Genomic DNA, 17,450 nt, shown 5'->3' with positions numbered 1-17,450 from the left:
GCGTGTTGTTTTATGGTTAAAGAGCGCTAAAAACCGTTTATTCACTGCGCAGCGACGCCATCGGTTTAGCTTTAATTAATATCAACAGTGGCCTAAAACAAGCAATCAATGCAATAGTTAAAGTGATCAACCAAGCTGTCATCTGTACTTTCCACTCCATTAACAACCAATGACTTAACTGAGCCTTATAGGCATAATAACCACTTAACACCATCACAATCGCCACACTAAAACCCAGCAATACCGGCACGACCGCTTCTTTACTCATTAATCTGATTAAGCGACTTTTTTTAGCGCCTAACGCCATGCGAATACCAAACTCATAACGACGTAATCCCAAGTTATAACTCAGTACGCCAAAAATACCGATAGCAGCGAGCAACAAGGTAAACACCGCCAAAGTACCACATAGCGCAACCGTCAAATGACTCATATACAATAAATTGTCATACTCTTGCGCTAAGTCTCTAAATTGCCATAACGTTAAATGGCTATTAGCCTCAAAAAGCAGACTCAGTACTTGCTTACCCGTTAATTGAACATTGTCATCTGTTTCAATAACAAACATATAACTCCAAGGTTGCGACGGCCACCAAATATGACGCCCAAATGACTCATCATGAAATTTAGGATGATTAAAATCGTCAGTTACGCCAACAATTTCAAAAACCTTTTCTTCTAACCCTTTGTAATTTTTGCCAATAATATGGTGATATTCGAGATCTGGCTGCAGCCACTTTGCCACGCTGACCGACACCAACAGTTCATTCACTTCGCCCCGAATCGCCTGCTCACTGAACGTACGACCAGCAAGAATGTTACTGCCAACTAAATCAAAGTAATCTGGCCCAACCCACTGACTAGGGAAAAAAATCGAACTGTTCCCTTCCATATCTGTAATTGTATTTGCGTTTTGTCTAGCGGTAACAGGACTTTGCCCCAGTGCAACACGTTTAATTCCTGGGCTATTTTGCAACACACTTTGATAATGCTTGATGTTGTCATAGCGCTCAGCGAGAGTCGCTTGGTTATTAGCTTGAAATAGCTGAGCAAAATATAAATTGTCCGTCTTACTGCCCAATGGACGATTAATTGTCTCAATCGACTTGCCAAGCACCATCATTGAAAAACTAACTAATATTGCCGCAACGCACATCTGGCTTGCGATTAACACCTTCACTGTGCGGCCAGACACTTGTGACACCCCACCTTTACCACTACGTTGCATTTGACTATTCAGCGCTTGGTAATTCACTAAACGTGCAGTGATTAGGGCAAAAACATAAGCAAGCAATAAACATAAACCTATGGCTATCATCACCAAGTTACCATCCACGGCAAGGCTATTAACCAAAGGTAAGCGCCCTTGAGCAAGGACTTTAAATAGCCGAATCCCCCACACTGATACAAACAGTGCGACACCTATAGAAATCACCATTAACATTAACGATTGTAGAAATAAGCTCTGGAATAATGTTTGACGCTTTGCCCCAAGCACCGCTTGTAACGCCAAGGTTTTGTGTTGCGCTAACGCCCGCGAAAAAAACAAGGTACTGACATTCAACACCGCAATCGTCAACAACCCCAAGGCCCCCGCCAGCATCATTAAGCTCAGCTCATCATTGTTGCCAAGCTCAGCTTCACGATAAAGGGTCGTCACAGGCTGAATATCACTAATACCGCCATTGTTGAGCCATTCGGGTTTGATGGTATCAATTTGACTTTTTAACTCTTCGCGCACCTGCGTTTCGTTCACGCCGGGTTTTAACACACCAATTAACTTCAGGTTACGAAATGTATTTGTCCATGGGCTTTGCCAATCCTCATTATGGAAAAAACGAGCATCCGCACTGGTTGGAAACCACACTTCAACCGAGCCTGAAGCAATCATATACGAAGGACTAAATTGCTCCGCAACCACACCAACAATGGTATGACTTGATCCGCCAATTCCCCCTGCCACATGCAACGTTTGCCCTAACACATCCGGATCACGATTAAAGTGCGTCTGCCAAAAACGCTCAGAAATTACGACGCTGTTATCAAGCTCTTCAAAGTTCTCAGCTAAGGCAAACCCTTGCCCTAAAACAAATGGCGTGTTGAGCAACGAGAAGTACTCAGCTCCTACATAAAGCACATCTTCTTTTGGTTGCCCTTCCAGGTTATCAAACACTTGCTCTGCAGCATTAATCATAAATGCCCGCTCAAAACTTTGGCTATGCTTGAGCCAGTGCACAATAGATTGATAACTTTGAAAGCCCGATGAGCTGTTATCTTGGTAAGTCGTTTGCTGCTCTACAACCAGCATGCGTGTTTCATCAAACACATCTAAAGGTTTTAAAAAATAGCTGTTCACTAAACTGAGCACGACAAATAAACAGGCCAACGTAAGAGATAAAGTCGCAACCACAGCAGCGACAAATCCCGGCGCACTTTTTAACATCGCCCATGCAAGGCGACATTGGCTTTTCAGTTTAACTAAATTGATCATGTTACACCGCCTCAGCGACTGGGCGAGTAGCGCGAGCGGTGGTGTGGCCGATAATTTCGCCATCTAACAACTTAAGCTGTGTGGTCGCTCGCCCTGCGTAACGTAAATCGTGGGTTACCATACAAATTGTGGTGCCTTTTTGATTCAGCGCATCGAGCAAATCCATCACCGCATCGCCATTTTTTGAATCAAGGTTACCAGTTGGCTCATCCACTAATAAAATACTAGGGCTACCAGCCAATGCCCGAGCAATGGCAATACGTTGCTGCTGCCCGCCAGATAATTGATTAGGCTTATGTTGTGTTCGGTGACTCATTTCAACATCGCTTAACGCTTTAATGACCGCTTTTTCAATCTCTGCAGCGCTCATCGCGGGTTCACGATAAGTGAGTGGCAAAGCGACATTATCAAAGACACTCAATTCATCAATCAAATTAAATGATTGAAAAATAAAGCCAATGTGCAAGTTTCTTAATTCAGCTTGCTTATCCATATCTAAGTTAGCGGTATCAATTCCTTTAATCAGATACTGCCCTGCACTTGGGCTATCCAGTAGACCAAGTAACGACAACAGCGTCGATTTTCCACAGCCTGAAGGGCCGCTGATACATAAATAATCTCCTTGATTAACCTCAAGATCAATGTGCTTGAGCGCATAGGTTTCAACATTTTGACTGCGATAAATCTTGGCTATTTTTTTTAATGAGATAAGTGTCTGGGTATTCATAAACTGTCCTGTTCTATTTTTATTGTTGCCAAATGCTGCCATTTCGATAAATCCGAAATGATCAGCAGCTCACCCACCTCGACCCCCTGAAGAAGCTGAATTTTATTATCGCTCAGTGTACCAAATTCAATTATTTCAGGCTGGGCTAAATGAGAATGTGGGTTAAGTTTAAAAAGGGTATTTTTGGAATTTGCTTTAGTGCCATGCGGCACATTGATAACCAGCGCTCGTGGGATCACTTCACTAATCACATAACCTTCGATACTTAAATCAGGTCGAGCATTCGCCGGAAGGTCGCCGTGCAAATCAAGTTCAATCATCACACGCCCATCGGTAACAACTGGGTCAATGCGGCTGACAGTAGCATCAACCTCTCGACTAAAAGTGTTGACTTTGGCGGCCATATTGAGACTGATTTTCTCAGCATCGGCCTGCTGGATCAGTAGCTCAGCTTTTAATGCTGAATCTGAGCCCACGACAGCCAGAAGGGTACCGGTATTTAAATTTTGACCGAGTTCAACATTCAGCTCTTGCAGCATGCCATCGATCCCCGCTTTAACATGTAGCTGCTCAAACGCTTGTTTTTGCATGACATAATTGAGCTCAAACTGCCGTAATAACTCTTGCTGCACTTTAATCCGTTCGCGATGCATCTCTTGTAATTGCAACGAACGTTGTTGCTCAATCGTCACCCGTTGATTAAGTTGCTTAACGTGTAAAAGGCTACGCTTGTAATCCAAACTCGAGACAATCCCTTGCTCGATTAATTTACTTTCAGCCTCAGCTCTGAGCTGCGCATTTTCGAGCTCACTTTGCAGTAAAGTTAAAGTGGATTCCCGCTCAAGTAGTTGGCTTTTTTGGTTAATAATTTGCTCGTTATACACAGCTTTTTGCCGTGCGAGTTCAAGCCTTGCAACCGACAAACGCTGCGTTTGCTCGGGGTTAACCAAACTGACAATCACTGTCTCTTTACTCACTCGTGTGCCTGGATATACATGAATAGCTTCGACTGTGGCCATATGCGAGTTGGTTAAAAAACGTTGCTGCTTGGCTTTTAAGCGACCAAATCCGCGGATTTTTACAGCAAAGTCTATTTGCTGCACCTGCGCTATTTGAACAGATGAAGCCAATAAACTCATTGGGCTAAGCCACTGTTTCAATCCATATAAAAAGAGCACAAAGCAAACAATCACCAGCGTCCAGATTATTTTATATTGCTGACTTTGTGAACGCTGGCTGTTAAGCGTTAAATCAATATCCATAGAAAAACAGTTATCATTATAAAGGTACGAACATTAGGCTAACTTCGTGCCAGAAATAAAACATTGATAAACAAGTAGTTTTTAATTTAATCATACTGCAGCATTCCCTTTACAGGGAAAATGAAATCAGAAATGGGAATAAACGAAGTTGATTATCTTTGCTTAAATTTACTGCATAGCAATACGCAGAACTCTGGTATAATAAGGGTTGAATTTTCCCCATGCTTATCAATACAGGATTACCACCTTGAGCCAATCAGCATTTTCATCACTCAAGTTACAACCTGCGTTACTTGAGAATTTAACGTCACTTGAATACACCTCGATGACGCCAATTCAAGCGCAAAGCTTACCGCACATTCTTGAAGGTAAAGATGTCATCGCCCAAGCCAAAACAGGCTCAGGCAAAACCGCAACATTTGCTTTAGGTTTGCTCGAAAACCTCGATGTACGTAATTACCGTATCCAAGCGTTAGTATTGTGTCCGACTCGCGAACTTGCAGACCAAGTAGCGCAAGAGATCCGCACACTTGCTCGTGGTATTCCAAATGTGAAAGTGCTGACCTTATGTGGTGGAGTGCCAATGGGCCCACAAATCGGTTCATTAGAGCATGGTGCGCATATCATTGTTGGCACCCCTGGGCGCATTGAAGATCACCTTAGCCGCCGCACGCTTAATTTGCATAATGTAAATACCTTAGTGCTTGATGAAGCCGACCGTATGTTAGATATGGGTTTTGCTTCGGCACTTGATGCTGTGATTGATCAAACACCTCATGATCGTCAAACATTGTTTTTCAGCGCAACATTCCCTGAAAAAATTCAGTCTATTGCCAATCGCACTATGCGAAACCCTATAAAAGTGACGGTTGAAACAAGTCACAATAATGTCAATATTCGCCAATATTTTTATAAGTTAGAGCAAAACAAACAACGCATGACTGCGTTACGTTTGTTACTACTCAAGCATCGCCCAGAAAGCTGTGTCGTGTTTTGTAATACTAAAGTTGAAACACAAGCGGTTGCTGATGAGCTGTCAGTTTGTAGCTTTAGTGTGTTAGCGCTCCATGGTGATTTAGAGCAAAGAGAGCGGGATCAAACGCTGGTTCGTTTTGCAAATAAAAGCGTATCAATATTAGTGGCGACCGATGTTGCTGCACGCGGACTCGATATCAACGAGCTTGATATGGTGATTAACTACCACATTACTCAAGATCCAGAAGTCCACGTCCATCGCATTGGCCGTACAGGCCGCGCTGGTAGCAAAGGAACCGCCCATTCATTGTTTACCGATAACGAAAGCTACCGTGTTGCTGCGGTTTCTGAATATTTCGATAAGCAATTTGATATCACCCCATTACCTCCTTTTAGTTTGCTCGATAAAATCGCAGAAAAGCCACCTATGATCACTTTGCAAATTGATGGCGGCAAAAAGCAAAAGGTACGCCCAGGTGACATTTTGGGAGCCTTAACCTCAAAAGACGGAATTTCAGGTAAGCAAGTTGGCAAGATCAACGTACTCGACAACTTTGCGTATGTCGCAGTTGCCCGGGATGCTGCCAAACCAGCGCTTCGTAAACTTGGCGAAGATAAAATCAAAGGCCGCCTGTTCCGCGTACGTCGTATTAGTTAAAAACCCTATGATGCAGCCAACCACTGGCTGCATCATTCTTTTAACCTCTCCTCAATCAGTTGAATTAACAATAAATTTAACTAAACTCAAAAAGCAGCCGATACCTAAGTAGACAAAGTTTGCTGATAACTCTGATTTCCCTTATTCTTGATCATTATTGGTTTGCATTAATTGCTTAATCAGCAGCATCACCTCCAACAGAGGCATTACAACCTGCGGTATGAATAAAAATAAAAAAACGTATCAAACAGCTCGTTTATCCGCTATTCCTAACATGGCCAGTGCGGTATCGAAAAAAATTAGCCTGTTTCAACAGCAACACCGCAAAGTGGTCGAAGACGCCACCCTCTTTTTTAGTACCTATCCTGATGAAATTAATCAATTAAAAAAACTGAAAAAGAAACTCAATGCTTATGAGCATCAGATTGATATTATTGTTAAATATAAAAAAGAGCACGGCCATTTACCGGCTATTGCTGGGCAAAAATCATCAGAGAAATACCTAGATCAGCTTTACCGCTATGAGCAGCACGATAAAAAACAATTTCAAACACTGCGTCAGAACATGATCGCTCAGCAAACAAAACGTTACGAAAATATCGACCATCTCACAGACAACATGCTCGATTTGCTCAATAACCAACGTATTTTTAGCCAGTTTTTAGGGACAATCGTGCTTTCAACGCCCTTACCGGATGAAAAAATACGTTGCGTGCGCAATGAAAAATTTAAACCAATTTATATTGCTGGTTTAATGGTGGCGCTGTTTGAGGAAATTCGCATCACCCATGGGTTTAAAAACCGTTACTTAACACAAGCCATGGAAGATATGTTCACTGATCCAACTGCTAGCTTTATGGATATCGAACAAAATAATCTCTCTAACGAAGAAATGGCCGCCTACCGTGAAGAAGTACTTAAACCTATAGCAAAAGCGGCATTACTCCTTTGGATTGGCAGTTACTCGCCAGAGGTTGAAGAAATTTTTGCCGGTGATCGCTATCGTTTATTAACCCCGGATGAGCGTAGCTTGTTAGTCAGCACTATCAAAGAAAAGTCGATGATGTATCTCAAGTCAGGCATTGGGATCCCCCCTAAGCGCTTCAATACTCATCAAGAAAAAATTGACTATACCGAGTACGAAAAAGCCAAACTCGACTTTATGTTATCTTTTTTCAATGAAGAAGACCCCAGCAATGTAGAGCTGCAGCGTTTAATGAAAATCCCTGTGGTGTACTCTTCTTTTATGGTCTCGACTAAGCCTGATTTTGACTATCGTCGAATTTACGATGCCTACGATACCATTAAAAAAAGCGCTGTAGATGGGGAGTTAGACAGCCAATACAGTAAGTTATTTTTAGCTATGGTTGGGCGTTTTCCACTCGGTAGCGGAGTTTATTTTTTAAACCCTGAAACAGGATCCATCGAGCAAGCGATTGTGTCTTCTTTGTATCCTGACAATCCGCATAGCCCAATTTGTAAACAAATTACCCGTCGTCAACTCAAGTCGATGACACAGCAAGAAATTATTATTCCACCAGCCAACAATATTTTCTTTGAAACTGCTCGCCAACTGTCCGGCTATGATGATGAGTACTTTAAGCTAAAGTACCAAGGATCATTTGTTTGGAATGCCAATGAAGTCTGGGAAGTACAAATACCCGCGCTGGATTTTTGGAAAAAAGATGGCACTCGAAAAGTCTGCACCGCACCGCCGCCAATAGATGATTAAGTAGCGCCAAAGATTTTGCCCTAAAACGGTACGGTAATTGCTTTATTTTGTGTATCACAAGCCAAGTAACGCAATTATGAACGCAATCAACCCGTACCAATCGAGCGCATCCGAACTCAACCCGAGTCAATTAGGGCAAACTAAACCATCGCAACAAGCAGCAAACACCGATAGCACCTCGCAAGCAGCGCCTGAGAACAAAAACGCGATTAATCAGTACATTCATTTATCTGAGCGCGGCAAAAAATTACAGTCTATCAATGCACAATTTTTCCATAACAACAAAATATCTTTCGAACAGCTGCCAAGTTACATCAACGCATTGCACAAAAATGGCTTAATTAATGCCGATCAATACCAGCACTTAAAAACCCAAAACCCAGCAACTGAACAACCCTCAGGCGGCACATCTCTGAGTGGATTTGTCACCGAACTCCACTCAGAGTTAAAAAAAGAAAACCCAGACCATCAGCTGCTAGCACCACTGCAATTGACCGCCTCATTATTCGATCAGCTTGAGCAAGGTAAAGCGATTAATAACGAAGACGTCAAACAGGCACAATATGGCTTTAACCAATTTTTTGCCTCCGATGAATTCAACACACTCACACCTTCGGCGCAACAAGGGTTACTGAAAATAAACGATACGCTCGGCTTAATAGCTGTACAAGGTCCATCTGCCAATGATAAAACCAACGCGTATAAAACAATTGCTAACTTAAGTTAAACGTTGTTTTTATTTTAAAAAGCCACCCAGTTACCTAACCTTTACTCTAGTTAAGGTCTGGATACAATCTGGATAAGAGAGTAACCAACATACTGAATTAAAAATAAATATCGGCTCCATTCATCTCTAGGTGATTATTAGCCATAGCTAAAATACATAGTCTATACTGCCTAAAGTAGCTTCAAAACTGATTAAACCGCTTATACAGTCACATGCCTAGTGCTACTAACAAGCACAGATGATATGGAGCAAACCTTGCCAAAATTAAAACTATCTCCTCTTCAACATGCCTTGCTCTATGCCTGTTTGATGCTCGGCTACTTATATTCAGGATCTTTTTTCTCTGGGCTTTCTGCACAATCTCAGGTGGTGCTGATTTGGCTTCCAGCAGGCATTGCACTGTTTGGTGTGTATTTATGGAGCTGGCGATTTTTACCTGCCATTTTCTTAGCTTCTGCAACATTCAATTTAACTGCACAAGATCATCTGCAACTATCTTTACTCCTCACCCCGCTAGGTGCTGAGGTTGGCCTAATAGCATTAGGAGCATCATTGCAAGCGGCCGTGGGCGGAGTAATATTACGACGTTACATTGGCGACCCACTGATCTGCACCTCAAGCTTAAAAATTTTGCTGTTCATTTTTGTGATAGGAATTGGAGTCAATCTCATTTCTGCCAATATCGGTGTGTATGCGCTCAGCACTTTTAACTCTAATTATAGTAATGAGCATCACTGGTTGAATGTATTAAATTGGTGGCTCGGTGATTCACTGGGTGTCTTACTAGCCACACCTGTTTTATTTGCACTATACCATTTAGGGTTTCTGCCTAAAGGTAACAAAAAAAGTCATTGGTTGATTGTCGCAACCGTTAGCATTGCATTATTTTCAGTCACCTTCACTACGGTTATTTTTCACAAGAACAGCGAGTTGAATTCATTAAAATTAAGCCAACGCGAAACCAAAGTGATTGAAAATGCCATCTATCGTCAGCTCAACAATAGTCTTGTGCACATCCATAGCCTCGCCAGCTTTATTCAAAATACCCCTAACTTAACCACTGATAAATTTGATAGTTATGTTGCTCAGTTAATCGCCGATGAGCCTAGCATCAAAGCAATGTCATGGAACACGATTAACGACAAAGATTCCTTATTAAACCTGCAGGCACGCCTTTTTGAACATTATCAGCGCCCAATCTCAATTCAAGGCACTCCCTTGTCCAAGAGCGATCCCTATATAGTAGTCGAAATGATCAGCCCTCTTCTCGGCAATGAGAAAGCGCTTGGCTTTAATGTTAATTCAAACCCCAAACGTAACACTGTTTTGACTCAGGCTGAAAAAGCAAATACCCCTCAAGCGACCTCGATTATTCAATTGGTGCAATCCGATTATCCTGAAGCTGGTTTTTTACTATTTTCCCCTGTATATCAATTAACAAGAAATGCCACCAACAAAAAACAGCTGATAGGTTATGCAACCGGTGTTTTTTTAGTCAAAGAATTACTCAGTAAAGCTATTACTCCCTATCAAGAAGATATGTTTCATTTAGAACTGTATGAACCGGGTACAAACCGCGCCTTCTACGACAGCTTTGATGAATTACAAAAAACCAACGTACAAAATCTGCAATTACTCGGCAAAGAAAATGTCACTTCTCTTACGTTTAATTTTTCTGGGCAAACATGGTTAATGAACTTACAACCCAAGAACGATTATTTAGCACACCACCCAAACGATTTGTCTATTTTACTGATTTGCTTTCAAGTGTTGATTGTTGCGTTTATCATACTACTGATTTTATTAATGAATAACCGACAAACGATTCTCAATCACCTCGTCTCAGTACGTACAAAAGATTTAAAACGTGAAAAACAACTGTCCGAGCAAGCCAATAAAGCAAAAAGTCGTTTTTTAGCAAACATGAGTCATGAAATACGCACTCCGCTCAACGCTGTCATCGGCTTTTCTCAATTAGCAAAACAAACCAAGGATACCGACACCATAGTTGATTACATTGACAAAATAGCGCTCTCTTCAAGCTCGTTGTTGAATATCGTCAATGATATTTTAGATATTTCCAAAATTGAGTCAGATAAATTACAGCTTGAAAACATTCCGTTTGATTTATTGGGCATTTTACAGCGTGTTGATGCGATGTTTTCACCCCTTGTGCAAAATAAAGGTTTGCAATGGAACCTTAATAATTCACTGCCTCAACCAACTTGGTATTTGGGCGACCCAGTTCGAATTGAGCAAATCCTGATTAACCTCTGTAGCAATGCGATTAAATTTACTCAATCGGGGAGCGTAACGTTAACCGCTCAAGTACTGTCTCAAAGCAGCACAGAGCACACTCTAAGTTTGGCAGTGATTGACACTGGGGTCGGTATCAAACCAGAGATCGCCAAAACTCTTTTTAGTGCTTTCACTCAAGCCGATGACTCTACATCACGCCGCTTTGGTGGCACAGGATTGGGTCTGGCTATTTCTAAGGAGCTGAGCTTACTAATGGGTGGCGATGTGACATTAACAAGCGATGAAGGACTAGGCAGCACCTTCACCTTTCGCGTCACGCTAACGACTACAGCACCGCAAGCAACTAGCCAAGTTGAACCTGACATCGATTTATCGAACATACGCATTTTGGTCGCCGAAGATAACCCTATAAATCAAATTGTCATTCAAGAAATGTTGCGAACATTAAACATTGAAGCGGTTCTAACAAAAGACGGGCAAGAAGCGATAGACACCTTGCAACAACAGCATTTTGATTTAATTCTGATGGACTGCCAAATGCCCGCCCTTGATGGGTATGAGGCCACAAAACAGATTCGCACACTTCCGGAATTTCAGCACATCCCAATCATAGCGTTAACCGCAGATGCCATGCCAGAAGATAAAGCACATGCACTCGATGTCGGATTTAACTTTCATCTCGCCAAACCCCTTGATATCAAAAAATTAAAACTGTGCTTAAGCCAATTTAAGCTATGAAGCTTTACAGCTCTCTGTACGATACAAACGCTTTTATCTTGAATAAAACTTAACCTCGAAAAAGCAACAGATCTAAGTTCATAGCTAAAATACACGGCTACTGTTTATTGCTTGCAAATCATAGCCACAAACGTCAAGGTGCTTATTTGTGATTGAACCCAAAGCGTTTAATATTCACACTCCAGAAACACCAGACTGACGATAGGTTTAATATGTTTCACCACCAATTTATTGATGACTTAAGCAATATCGCCCCTGCTATCTGGGATGCCCTGTTTGAGTCTGATCCGCTGGTTAGCCATGCTTTTTTGCTAGCCTGTCAGCAAAGTGGCGCTGCGAGTATACAATCTGGCTGGCATGCACAGCATTTAGTGATTTATCAAGAATCTGTGGTCGTTGCTATTTTACCGGGTTATTTAAAAACCCATTCATATGGCGAATACGTGTTTGATTGGTCGTGGGCAGAAGCCTATGAACAACATGGCTTAACATACTACCCAAAATGGGTGTGTGGCGTGCCCTTTAGCCCAGTCAGTGGCACGCGCATTGGCTGCCAAGAGCTCAATGTTCCCTTAATCCAATACATTAGCGATACTCTTAACAATCATTGCCAACAACATGGTTGGTCAGGCTGGCATGTGAATTTTTTGCCCAAAGAACAAAGCGACCAACTCAGAGAGCACAACACCTTGCAACGTATTGGAGTGCAATTTCAATGGTTCAATCAAGGTTACCTTGATTTTGAGCATTTTTTAGCTCGCTTTACTGCTCGACGACGAAAAACGCTCAAAAAAGAGCGACAAAAGGCATTGGCAGATAACTTAATCATTCAATGGCTCGAAGGCGACGACATTACCACAGAGCTTATGGATCAATTCACGATTTTTTACCAACAAACCTATTTGAAACGCTCGGGGCATTTGGGCTATTTCAATCAGAATTTTTTTCGTCAGCTGCAGCACAACTTGCGCGATAAGTTAGTTATTATGGTGGCTAAAAAGGATCACGATATCATCGCCGCCACCTTAAGCTTAAAAAGTCACGATACCCTATTTGGCCGCTACTGGGGAGCCAAAGAGCATTATAATTTTCTTCATTTTGAGCTCTGTTATTACCAAGGGATTGAATATTGCATTAAACATGGGTTAGCGTGTTTTCATGCTGGCGCACAAGGTGAACATAAAATTATGCGGGGTTTTGAAGCGGTATTTACCTATTCGAATCATGCCATTATCCATCCTGAATTTAGCGCCGCAATTGGTCATTTTATTGATCGTGAAACCACTCATTTACGCCAGTATCAGCAGCAATGCTTAACATTACTGCCTTTTAAAAAAGATGTACCTATTTAATGAATATTGCTAATGTGAACAACTCCAACTTTTGCTGGATTGCATCGTGAAACAAAAAGCGCGAATAGCACTAATGTGTGGTTTGATTCTTCCTTTATTCTCGTTTTCAAGTCCCTTAATGATTTTAGCTTGGCTCCCCTATTTGATTTGTGGGTATTTTTACCTCACCAAACGCTATCAACTGGCTTTTTGGGGCGCATTGCTACCTGTTTGTTTAGACATACTGTTATTCATATCCAGTGACGATCAGCAAGCTGGTGTCAATTTTGGCATGCTGCTCAACCTGTATGTCGCCCCTTTCATTAATTTATTGTTATTAATGCCGCTTGGATTAATAGCCCACGATTTATACGGAAGATTGAAACAAAAAACACGAGAGACACATTAACTCTGAGTTTTCTCAAACACCAACAACTGATTGTTTGCTGGCATTGCCGTATCACTTAACAGTGTCAGCCCAGCCGTTGCCGCCAATGCCAAAATAGCCTCTATATCACGCACACCTCTGGCCGGATCATGAGCTTTTAACCAGCAATCAAAATCGGCATTACTGTCACTGGTAAAGCACCCTTGGTATTTAAACGGCCCATAAATAACCAAGCGCCCACCTTGTTGTAAGTTTTCAGCTACTCCAGCAAAAAAGAGCGCTACGATTGACCACGCCATAATATGTAAGGTATTGGCGGTAAAAATACCGTCAACTTCACCACAAGGCCACTTTTGTGTGACATCTAATGCTAAGGGCGACACTAAGTTAGGACTGGGATACTCGGCTATCCATGCATTAATTCCATCATGATTAATGGTTAGATCACTGGTTTGCCAAATGAGATGAGGGAGGTGCTGAGCAAAAAAAACCGCATGCTGACCGGTGCCAGAGCCCACTTCAAGCACATGGCGAGTCGAACTGAACACCTCAGTTAATAGCGATAAAATAGCCTGTTTATTATTTTCACACGCTTGTGAAAAAGGAGGGAGCGACATGCTGACTCTCTAAGAGCAAATAAAAAGCAGATTAACATAAAAAAATACGCGGGTTGCCATAAAGTAAGCGCATCAATGCACCAACTAAGTGGCTATTTGCACTAAAAAATTGCATTTTGCCTCGCAAGAAACCTCTCGAATAACGCATCACGATGTAAATCAGTTGGTTAGACAGTGGCACAAGATCTGCTACTGTTAAAGTGTGAATTACTTAAAAGTGTTAGCACACTGAGGAGCGTTATTATGGTACATATTTCACTTTGCCAAAAATTAGAAAGTTTTTACCCATTAGTTGATCAAGAGTTATTTGAAACTAGCTGCGAATATCGAACAGAAGTGCTCAATCTGTTTGCTGCCCAAGAACAGCAGCTAGAAGCGCTCAAAGAAGCTTACTGCGGTCAATCATCGACTCCAGAAACAAAAGAGCCTGTTTTTGTATTAGGATACAACTAATTGAGCCGTCAGATCTGAGCCAAACTCTCTCTTTGGCTCAGTAATCATGTAAAATATCCCCACTAATTTTCCCGACATTCTCACAACCACATAATGCCATTGTCATTTGTATTTCATCTTTGAGTATTCGCAGCATATGCGCCACGCCTAACGGGCCAGCTGTCGCCAAAGCATACATCATAGGTCGGCCAATCATTACCGCATTTGCCCCAAGGGCCAGAGCTTTCACCACATCGGTCCCCCGACGAATACCACTATCGAGTAATACAGTCATTTCCTGACCGACTTCCTCACGAATTGCTCTTAAGGTATTGATACTAGGCGCTGTAGAGTCGAGCACACGGCCACCGTGGTTAGACACCACAATTCCTGATAAATGAAGCTGCTTAGCCAAGCGGGCATCTTCAACGCAAGAGATACCTTTTAGAATAACAGGCAATTTTGTTGCACTGATTATCTTTTCAATGGTCTGCCAAGTCGGTGCGACAGCTAAACACGCCTCTAAACTGCTAGGTTGATTTCCTCCTTGGATATTGACCGCGGCAATACCGTCAGGCAAACAAAAGCCCACTCGCTGTTCGCGGTTTCTTAAACCATTGATTGGCGCATCAACGGTGATCACCAACGCCGAGTAACCAGCCATTTCAGCTTGTTCAATTAACTGCAAAGTCTGTGACCATTGCGGCTGTATATACAACTGAAACCAAGCAGAATTACTGGCTTTATATTTAATAACCTCGCCTAAAAGGGTGCTCGCAAGTGTACTGAGTACATAACCAATGTCTTGCGCCGCGGCCGCTTGCATCACCCCCACTTCACCGCTTGGATGCGCTAATTTTTGATACGCAACCGGTGCTAATAACAAAGGAAAGGCATGATCTTCTGTGAGTAACCGCACTTTCGTATCGACTTTTGTAACGCCATTGAGTACGCGTTGTTTCAAGTGAAACCGACTAAATGCGTGCTGATTGTGTTGCGCAGTCAATTCATCCGCACTGGCACCATCAATATAGTGCCATGCATTTGCAGGCAGTATTTTTGCTGCATAGCGGCGATAATCATGCAGTGAAACAATATCCTGAGGGGGTGTATCGAACGGTTTCATCAACTAGCCTGACTGTGTAATCGCTGTAATATTGCGATATTCTGCTTCAAATCGAGTCGATTTGGGTTATGTGCCAACACTTTATTGAGCAGCACAATCGCACTGCCATAATCTTGCTGGTTAATTTCTAGTTGGGCGTGCCCAAGCAACGCTTGCTCTTTCACTGCGCCAATCACGGCGGCTCGAATATAATAGAGCTCAGCGCGACTATACGCATTTTGCGTTGAAAAATGCTCAGCCAGCGCCAATAACACTTCGCCATTATTGCTATCTAGCAATAATGATTGTTCATACCATTTTAACGCTTGCTTGATTGAACCCTTCTTTGCTGCCAGCTGACCTTTAAACGCATAATAACGACTTTGGTCAAACACAGTTAACGTGCCTACATCAGCAATTGTTGTCAGTAGTTGCTCGGCTTCTTCATAATGTTGCTGCTGTAACAACCAAGAAAATGTTGGATGCAACAGACTAAACTGAAGCGCATCTTGGCGAAGTACATCTTTTAAAAGCGTGCTGGCGCGAGCGACTGAACCATGTTGGATATGAAGCTGTGCGGTCAGTAAGCGATTATTGACTTGCGTATCACCTAAACGCAACGCCATTTCAAAACTAGACAGCGCTTGCTCAAACTGCTGTAGATTGAGGGCAATTTGCCCACGCCTGAGCCATAAGTTGGCATTATTTTCATCGTTGGCAATTAAATCCATCACAAGCGCATGCGCCGCTGAAAATTGCTGCGACTGAATCAATGAAGCCATTAACCCTTGCTGCCATTGTTGATTATTTGGCTCAAGTAACAACGCCCGTTGATACCCACTTATTGCTGCCCAAGGTTGATGGTTTTGCATGTTGATATAGGCAAGTTGACCAAATAACTGCGCATCATGATGGCCCAACGCAATGGCTTGACCAATGTGAAAGTGCGCCTTGTGGTAGTCTTTTAATTGCAGGTAAATGACCGCTAAACTACGGTGCGAACGGCTTAATCCCGGAGCTTGTTTAAGTGCGATTAATAAAGCCTCTTCGGCTTTAGCATATTGTTCAAGTGCTAGATAAACCTGCCCGGTTAATTGCCACAACGCTGCGCTTTTAGTGGTGCTTTTATATCCCTCAAGTAAGCTTGCTGCACTGTGATAATCGGCGTTCGTCAACAATGGTTTGAGCCGCTCAGCCAAAGGCTGCTCGTTGGGTGTTAAGCGCGCTTCATGATTGGGAATGACCACAGTATCAGCTTTAAATGCCCATACTGGAGGCTCGAGTATAACACTGACCTGATTGACTTGTGCCTGAGCAACACTTGATACGGCACACACAATTGCGCCAACCACACATTTTATAAGTTTCAATTTCATGATTTTTTAAATTCCACAGGCCAGATAAAGCGCGCTTTGACCGCCTCACCATTTTTTTTCGGTATACTGAAACGCGATGATTTTATAATTTTATCAATCGCGTTGTTTAATTCTGGATACGGATTATGCGCTATTGAAATTAAGCTAATCTGACCTTGCTCATCAATAAACACATCCAACTTGACCACCGCTTGATGCACGCCTTTTCGCACTAAACTATTGGGAAACGCAGCCTTAATTGGGGTTAGGAGTTGCGGTAAACCATCCAGATCATTCAAACCAAATGCTTGCCAATCAATATCAAGTTGGCTTTGCCAGTCCGGTTCGACATTCATTTGAGGGGTCGGAACGTGCGTATCCATTTTGAGGGCGACAGGTGCGACTAAGCTTATTTCAACAGCTGGGCCTTGACCTTCTACTGCTAAAGTTAACGCTTCGGGAGGTGTTGGTTGCTGAGTGGTCGGTGGCGGAGGTGGTGGAGGTGCCAACGCCGTCAATTCAACCTCTCTAACCACCACCGTTCGCTCAGCTTGATCACTAAACCATTGATTAATAAATAACAACGACACAGCCGAGCTGACACACAACAATGCCAGCAACACGGCATAAACATGATGACGTTTTAATTTCAT

At 42.5% G+C, this 17,450-nt stretch carries 14 protein-coding genes; 7 read left to right on the top strand and 7 right to left on the bottom strand.

Going from position 1 to position 17,450, the window contains the following annotated elements; translation table 11 throughout:
- Window positions 1–37: 37 nt before the first annotated feature.
- Genes PULV_RS14475 through PULV_RS14465 form a run of 3 tightly spaced genes read right to left on the bottom strand, consistent with a single transcriptional unit; the run spans window position 38 to window position 4,480 of the window.
- Window positions 38–2,491 (bottom strand): ABC transporter permease, encoded by a 2,454-nt coding sequence (locus PULV_RS14475; protein WP_193332104.1) that lies wholly within the window; start codon window positions 2,489–2,491, stop codon window positions 38–40.
- Between the two features lies 1 nt (window position 2,492).
- Window positions 2,493–3,218, bottom strand: coding sequence for an ABC transporter ATP-binding protein (locus PULV_RS14470; protein ID WP_193332103.1), 726 nt, complete (start codon window positions 3,216–3,218; stop codon window positions 2,493–2,495).
- Window positions 3,215–4,480 carry an HlyD family secretion protein gene (locus PULV_RS14465; protein ID WP_193332102.1) on the bottom strand — a complete coding sequence of 422 codons (1,266 nt, stop codon included), beginning with the start codon at window positions 4,478–4,480 and terminating at the stop codon, window positions 3,215–3,217. Before PULV_RS14465 ends, PULV_RS14470 begins: the two co-directional genes overlap by 4 nt.
- A gap of 247 nt (window positions 4,481–4,727) precedes the next feature.
- Between PULV_RS14465 and dbpA the strand changes: the two genes are divergently transcribed.
- The 6 genes from dbpA (at window position 4,728) to PULV_RS14435 (ending at window position 13,309) form a co-directional block, all read left to right on the top strand.
- Window positions 4,728–6,113 (top strand): ATP-dependent RNA helicase DbpA, encoded by a 1,386-nt coding sequence (gene dbpA, locus PULV_RS14460; protein ID WP_086745685.1) that lies wholly within the window; start codon window positions 4,728–4,730, stop codon window positions 6,111–6,113.
- Between the two features lie 220 nt (window positions 6,114–6,333).
- Window positions 6,334–7,845, top strand: coding sequence for a hypothetical protein (locus PULV_RS14455; protein ID WP_193332101.1), 1,512 nt, complete (start codon window positions 6,334–6,336; stop codon window positions 7,843–7,845).
- Window positions 7,846–7,921: 76 nt separating this feature from the next.
- Window positions 7,922–8,572 (top strand): hypothetical protein, encoded by a 651-nt coding sequence (locus tag PULV_RS14450; protein WP_193332100.1) that lies wholly within the window; start codon window positions 7,922–7,924, stop codon window positions 8,570–8,572.
- A 255-nt stretch (window positions 8,573–8,827) separates the two neighbouring features.
- Complete coding sequence (locus PULV_RS14445) at window positions 8,828–11,569, top strand: CHASE domain-containing protein (protein WP_193332099.1); 2,742 nt, start codon at window positions 8,828–8,830, stop codon at window positions 11,567–11,569.
- Window positions 11,570–11,781: 212 nt separating this feature from the next.
- Window positions 11,782–12,921: a GNAT family N-acetyltransferase gene (locus tag PULV_RS14440; RefSeq protein ID WP_193332098.1), complete on the top strand. Its 1,140-nt coding sequence runs from the start codon at window positions 11,782–11,784 to the stop codon at window positions 12,919–12,921.
- Between the two features lie 46 nt (window positions 12,922–12,967).
- A complete protein-coding gene (locus tag PULV_RS14435; protein ID WP_140372889.1) occupies window positions 12,968–13,309 on the top strand; it encodes a hypothetical protein in 342 nt (113 codons plus the stop codon).
- On the opposite strand, the gene PULV_RS14430 is transcribed toward PULV_RS14435, so the two are convergent.
- Window positions 13,306–13,905 carry a DUF938 domain-containing protein gene (locus tag PULV_RS14430; protein ID WP_193332097.1) on the bottom strand — a complete coding sequence of 200 codons (600 nt, stop codon included), beginning with the start codon at window positions 13,903–13,905 and terminating at the stop codon, window positions 13,306–13,308. The genes PULV_RS14435 and PULV_RS14430 overlap by 4 nt on opposite strands.
- A 243-nt stretch (window positions 13,906–14,148) precedes the next feature.
- Between PULV_RS14430 and PULV_RS14425 the strand changes: the two genes are divergently transcribed.
- Window positions 14,149–14,358, top strand: a complete 210-nt coding sequence (locus tag PULV_RS14425; RefSeq protein WP_193332096.1) for a hypothetical protein — start codon at window positions 14,149–14,151, stop codon at window positions 14,356–14,358.
- Between the two features lie 37 nt (window positions 14,359–14,395).
- Here the strand turns inward: PULV_RS14425 and PULV_RS14420 are convergent, their stop codons facing one another.
- The 3 genes from PULV_RS14420 to PULV_RS14410 are packed head-to-tail and all read right to left on the bottom strand — an operon-like array spanning window position 14,396 to window position 17,450.
- Window positions 14,396–15,463: an alpha-hydroxy acid oxidase gene (locus tag PULV_RS14420; RefSeq protein WP_193332095.1), complete on the bottom strand. Its 1,068-nt coding sequence runs from the start codon at window positions 15,461–15,463 to the stop codon at window positions 14,396–14,398.
- Window positions 15,463–16,818: a tetratricopeptide repeat protein gene (locus tag PULV_RS14415; RefSeq protein WP_193332094.1), complete on the bottom strand. Its 1,356-nt coding sequence runs from the start codon at window positions 16,816–16,818 to the stop codon at window positions 15,463–15,465. Before PULV_RS14415 ends, PULV_RS14420 begins: the two co-directional genes overlap by 1 nt.
- A complete protein-coding gene (locus PULV_RS14410) occupies window positions 16,815–17,450 on the bottom strand; it encodes an energy transducer TonB (protein WP_193332093.1) in 636 nt (211 codons plus the stop codon). The genes PULV_RS14415 and PULV_RS14410 overlap by 4 nt, the downstream gene beginning before the upstream one ends.

The organism is Pseudoalteromonas ulvae UL12 (assembly GCF_014925405.1).
GTDB lineage: Bacteria > Pseudomonadota > Gammaproteobacteria > Enterobacterales > Alteromonadaceae > Pseudoalteromonas > Pseudoalteromonas ulvae.
This window is presented reverse-complemented; position numbering and strand designations above follow the sequence as displayed.

Coding starts and splice junctions, on each gene's coding strand:
- PULV_RS14470 (WP_193332103.1), bottom strand. CDS start 3,218: ATGAATACCCAGACACTTATCTCATTAAAAAAAATAGCCAAGATTTAT.
- PULV_RS14450 (WP_193332100.1), top strand. CDS start 7,922: ATGAACGCAATCAACCCGTACCAATCGAGCGCATCCGAACTCAACCCG.
- PULV_RS14455 (WP_193332101.1), top strand. CDS start 6,334: ATGAATAAAAATAAAAAAACGTATCAAACAGCTCGTTTATCCGCTATT.
- PULV_RS14410 (WP_193332093.1), bottom strand. CDS start 17,450: ATGAAATTAAAACGTCATCATGTTTATGCCGTGTTGCTGGCATTGTTG.
- PULV_RS14465 (WP_193332102.1), bottom strand. CDS start 4,480: ATGGATATTGATTTAACGCTTAACAGCCAGCGTTCACAAAGTCAGCAA.
- PULV_RS14425 (WP_193332096.1), top strand. CDS start 14,149: ATGGTACATATTTCACTTTGCCAAAAATTAGAAAGTTTTTACCCATTA.
- PULV_RS14475 (WP_193332104.1), bottom strand. CDS start 2,491: ATGATCAATTTAGTTAAACTGAAAAGCCAATGTCGCCTTGCATGGGCG.
- PULV_RS14420 (WP_193332095.1), bottom strand. CDS start 15,463: ATGAAACCGTTCGATACACCCCCTCAGGATATTGTTTCACTGCATGAT.
- PULV_RS14440 (WP_193332098.1), top strand. CDS start 11,782: ATGTTTCACCACCAATTTATTGATGACTTAAGCAATATCGCCCCTGCT.
- PULV_RS14415 (WP_193332094.1), bottom strand. CDS start 16,818: ATGAAATTGAAACTTATAAAATGTGTGGTTGGCGCAATTGTGTGTGCC.
- PULV_RS14430 (WP_193332097.1), bottom strand. CDS start 13,905: ATGTCGCTCCCTCCTTTTTCACAAGCGTGTGAAAATAATAAACAGGCT.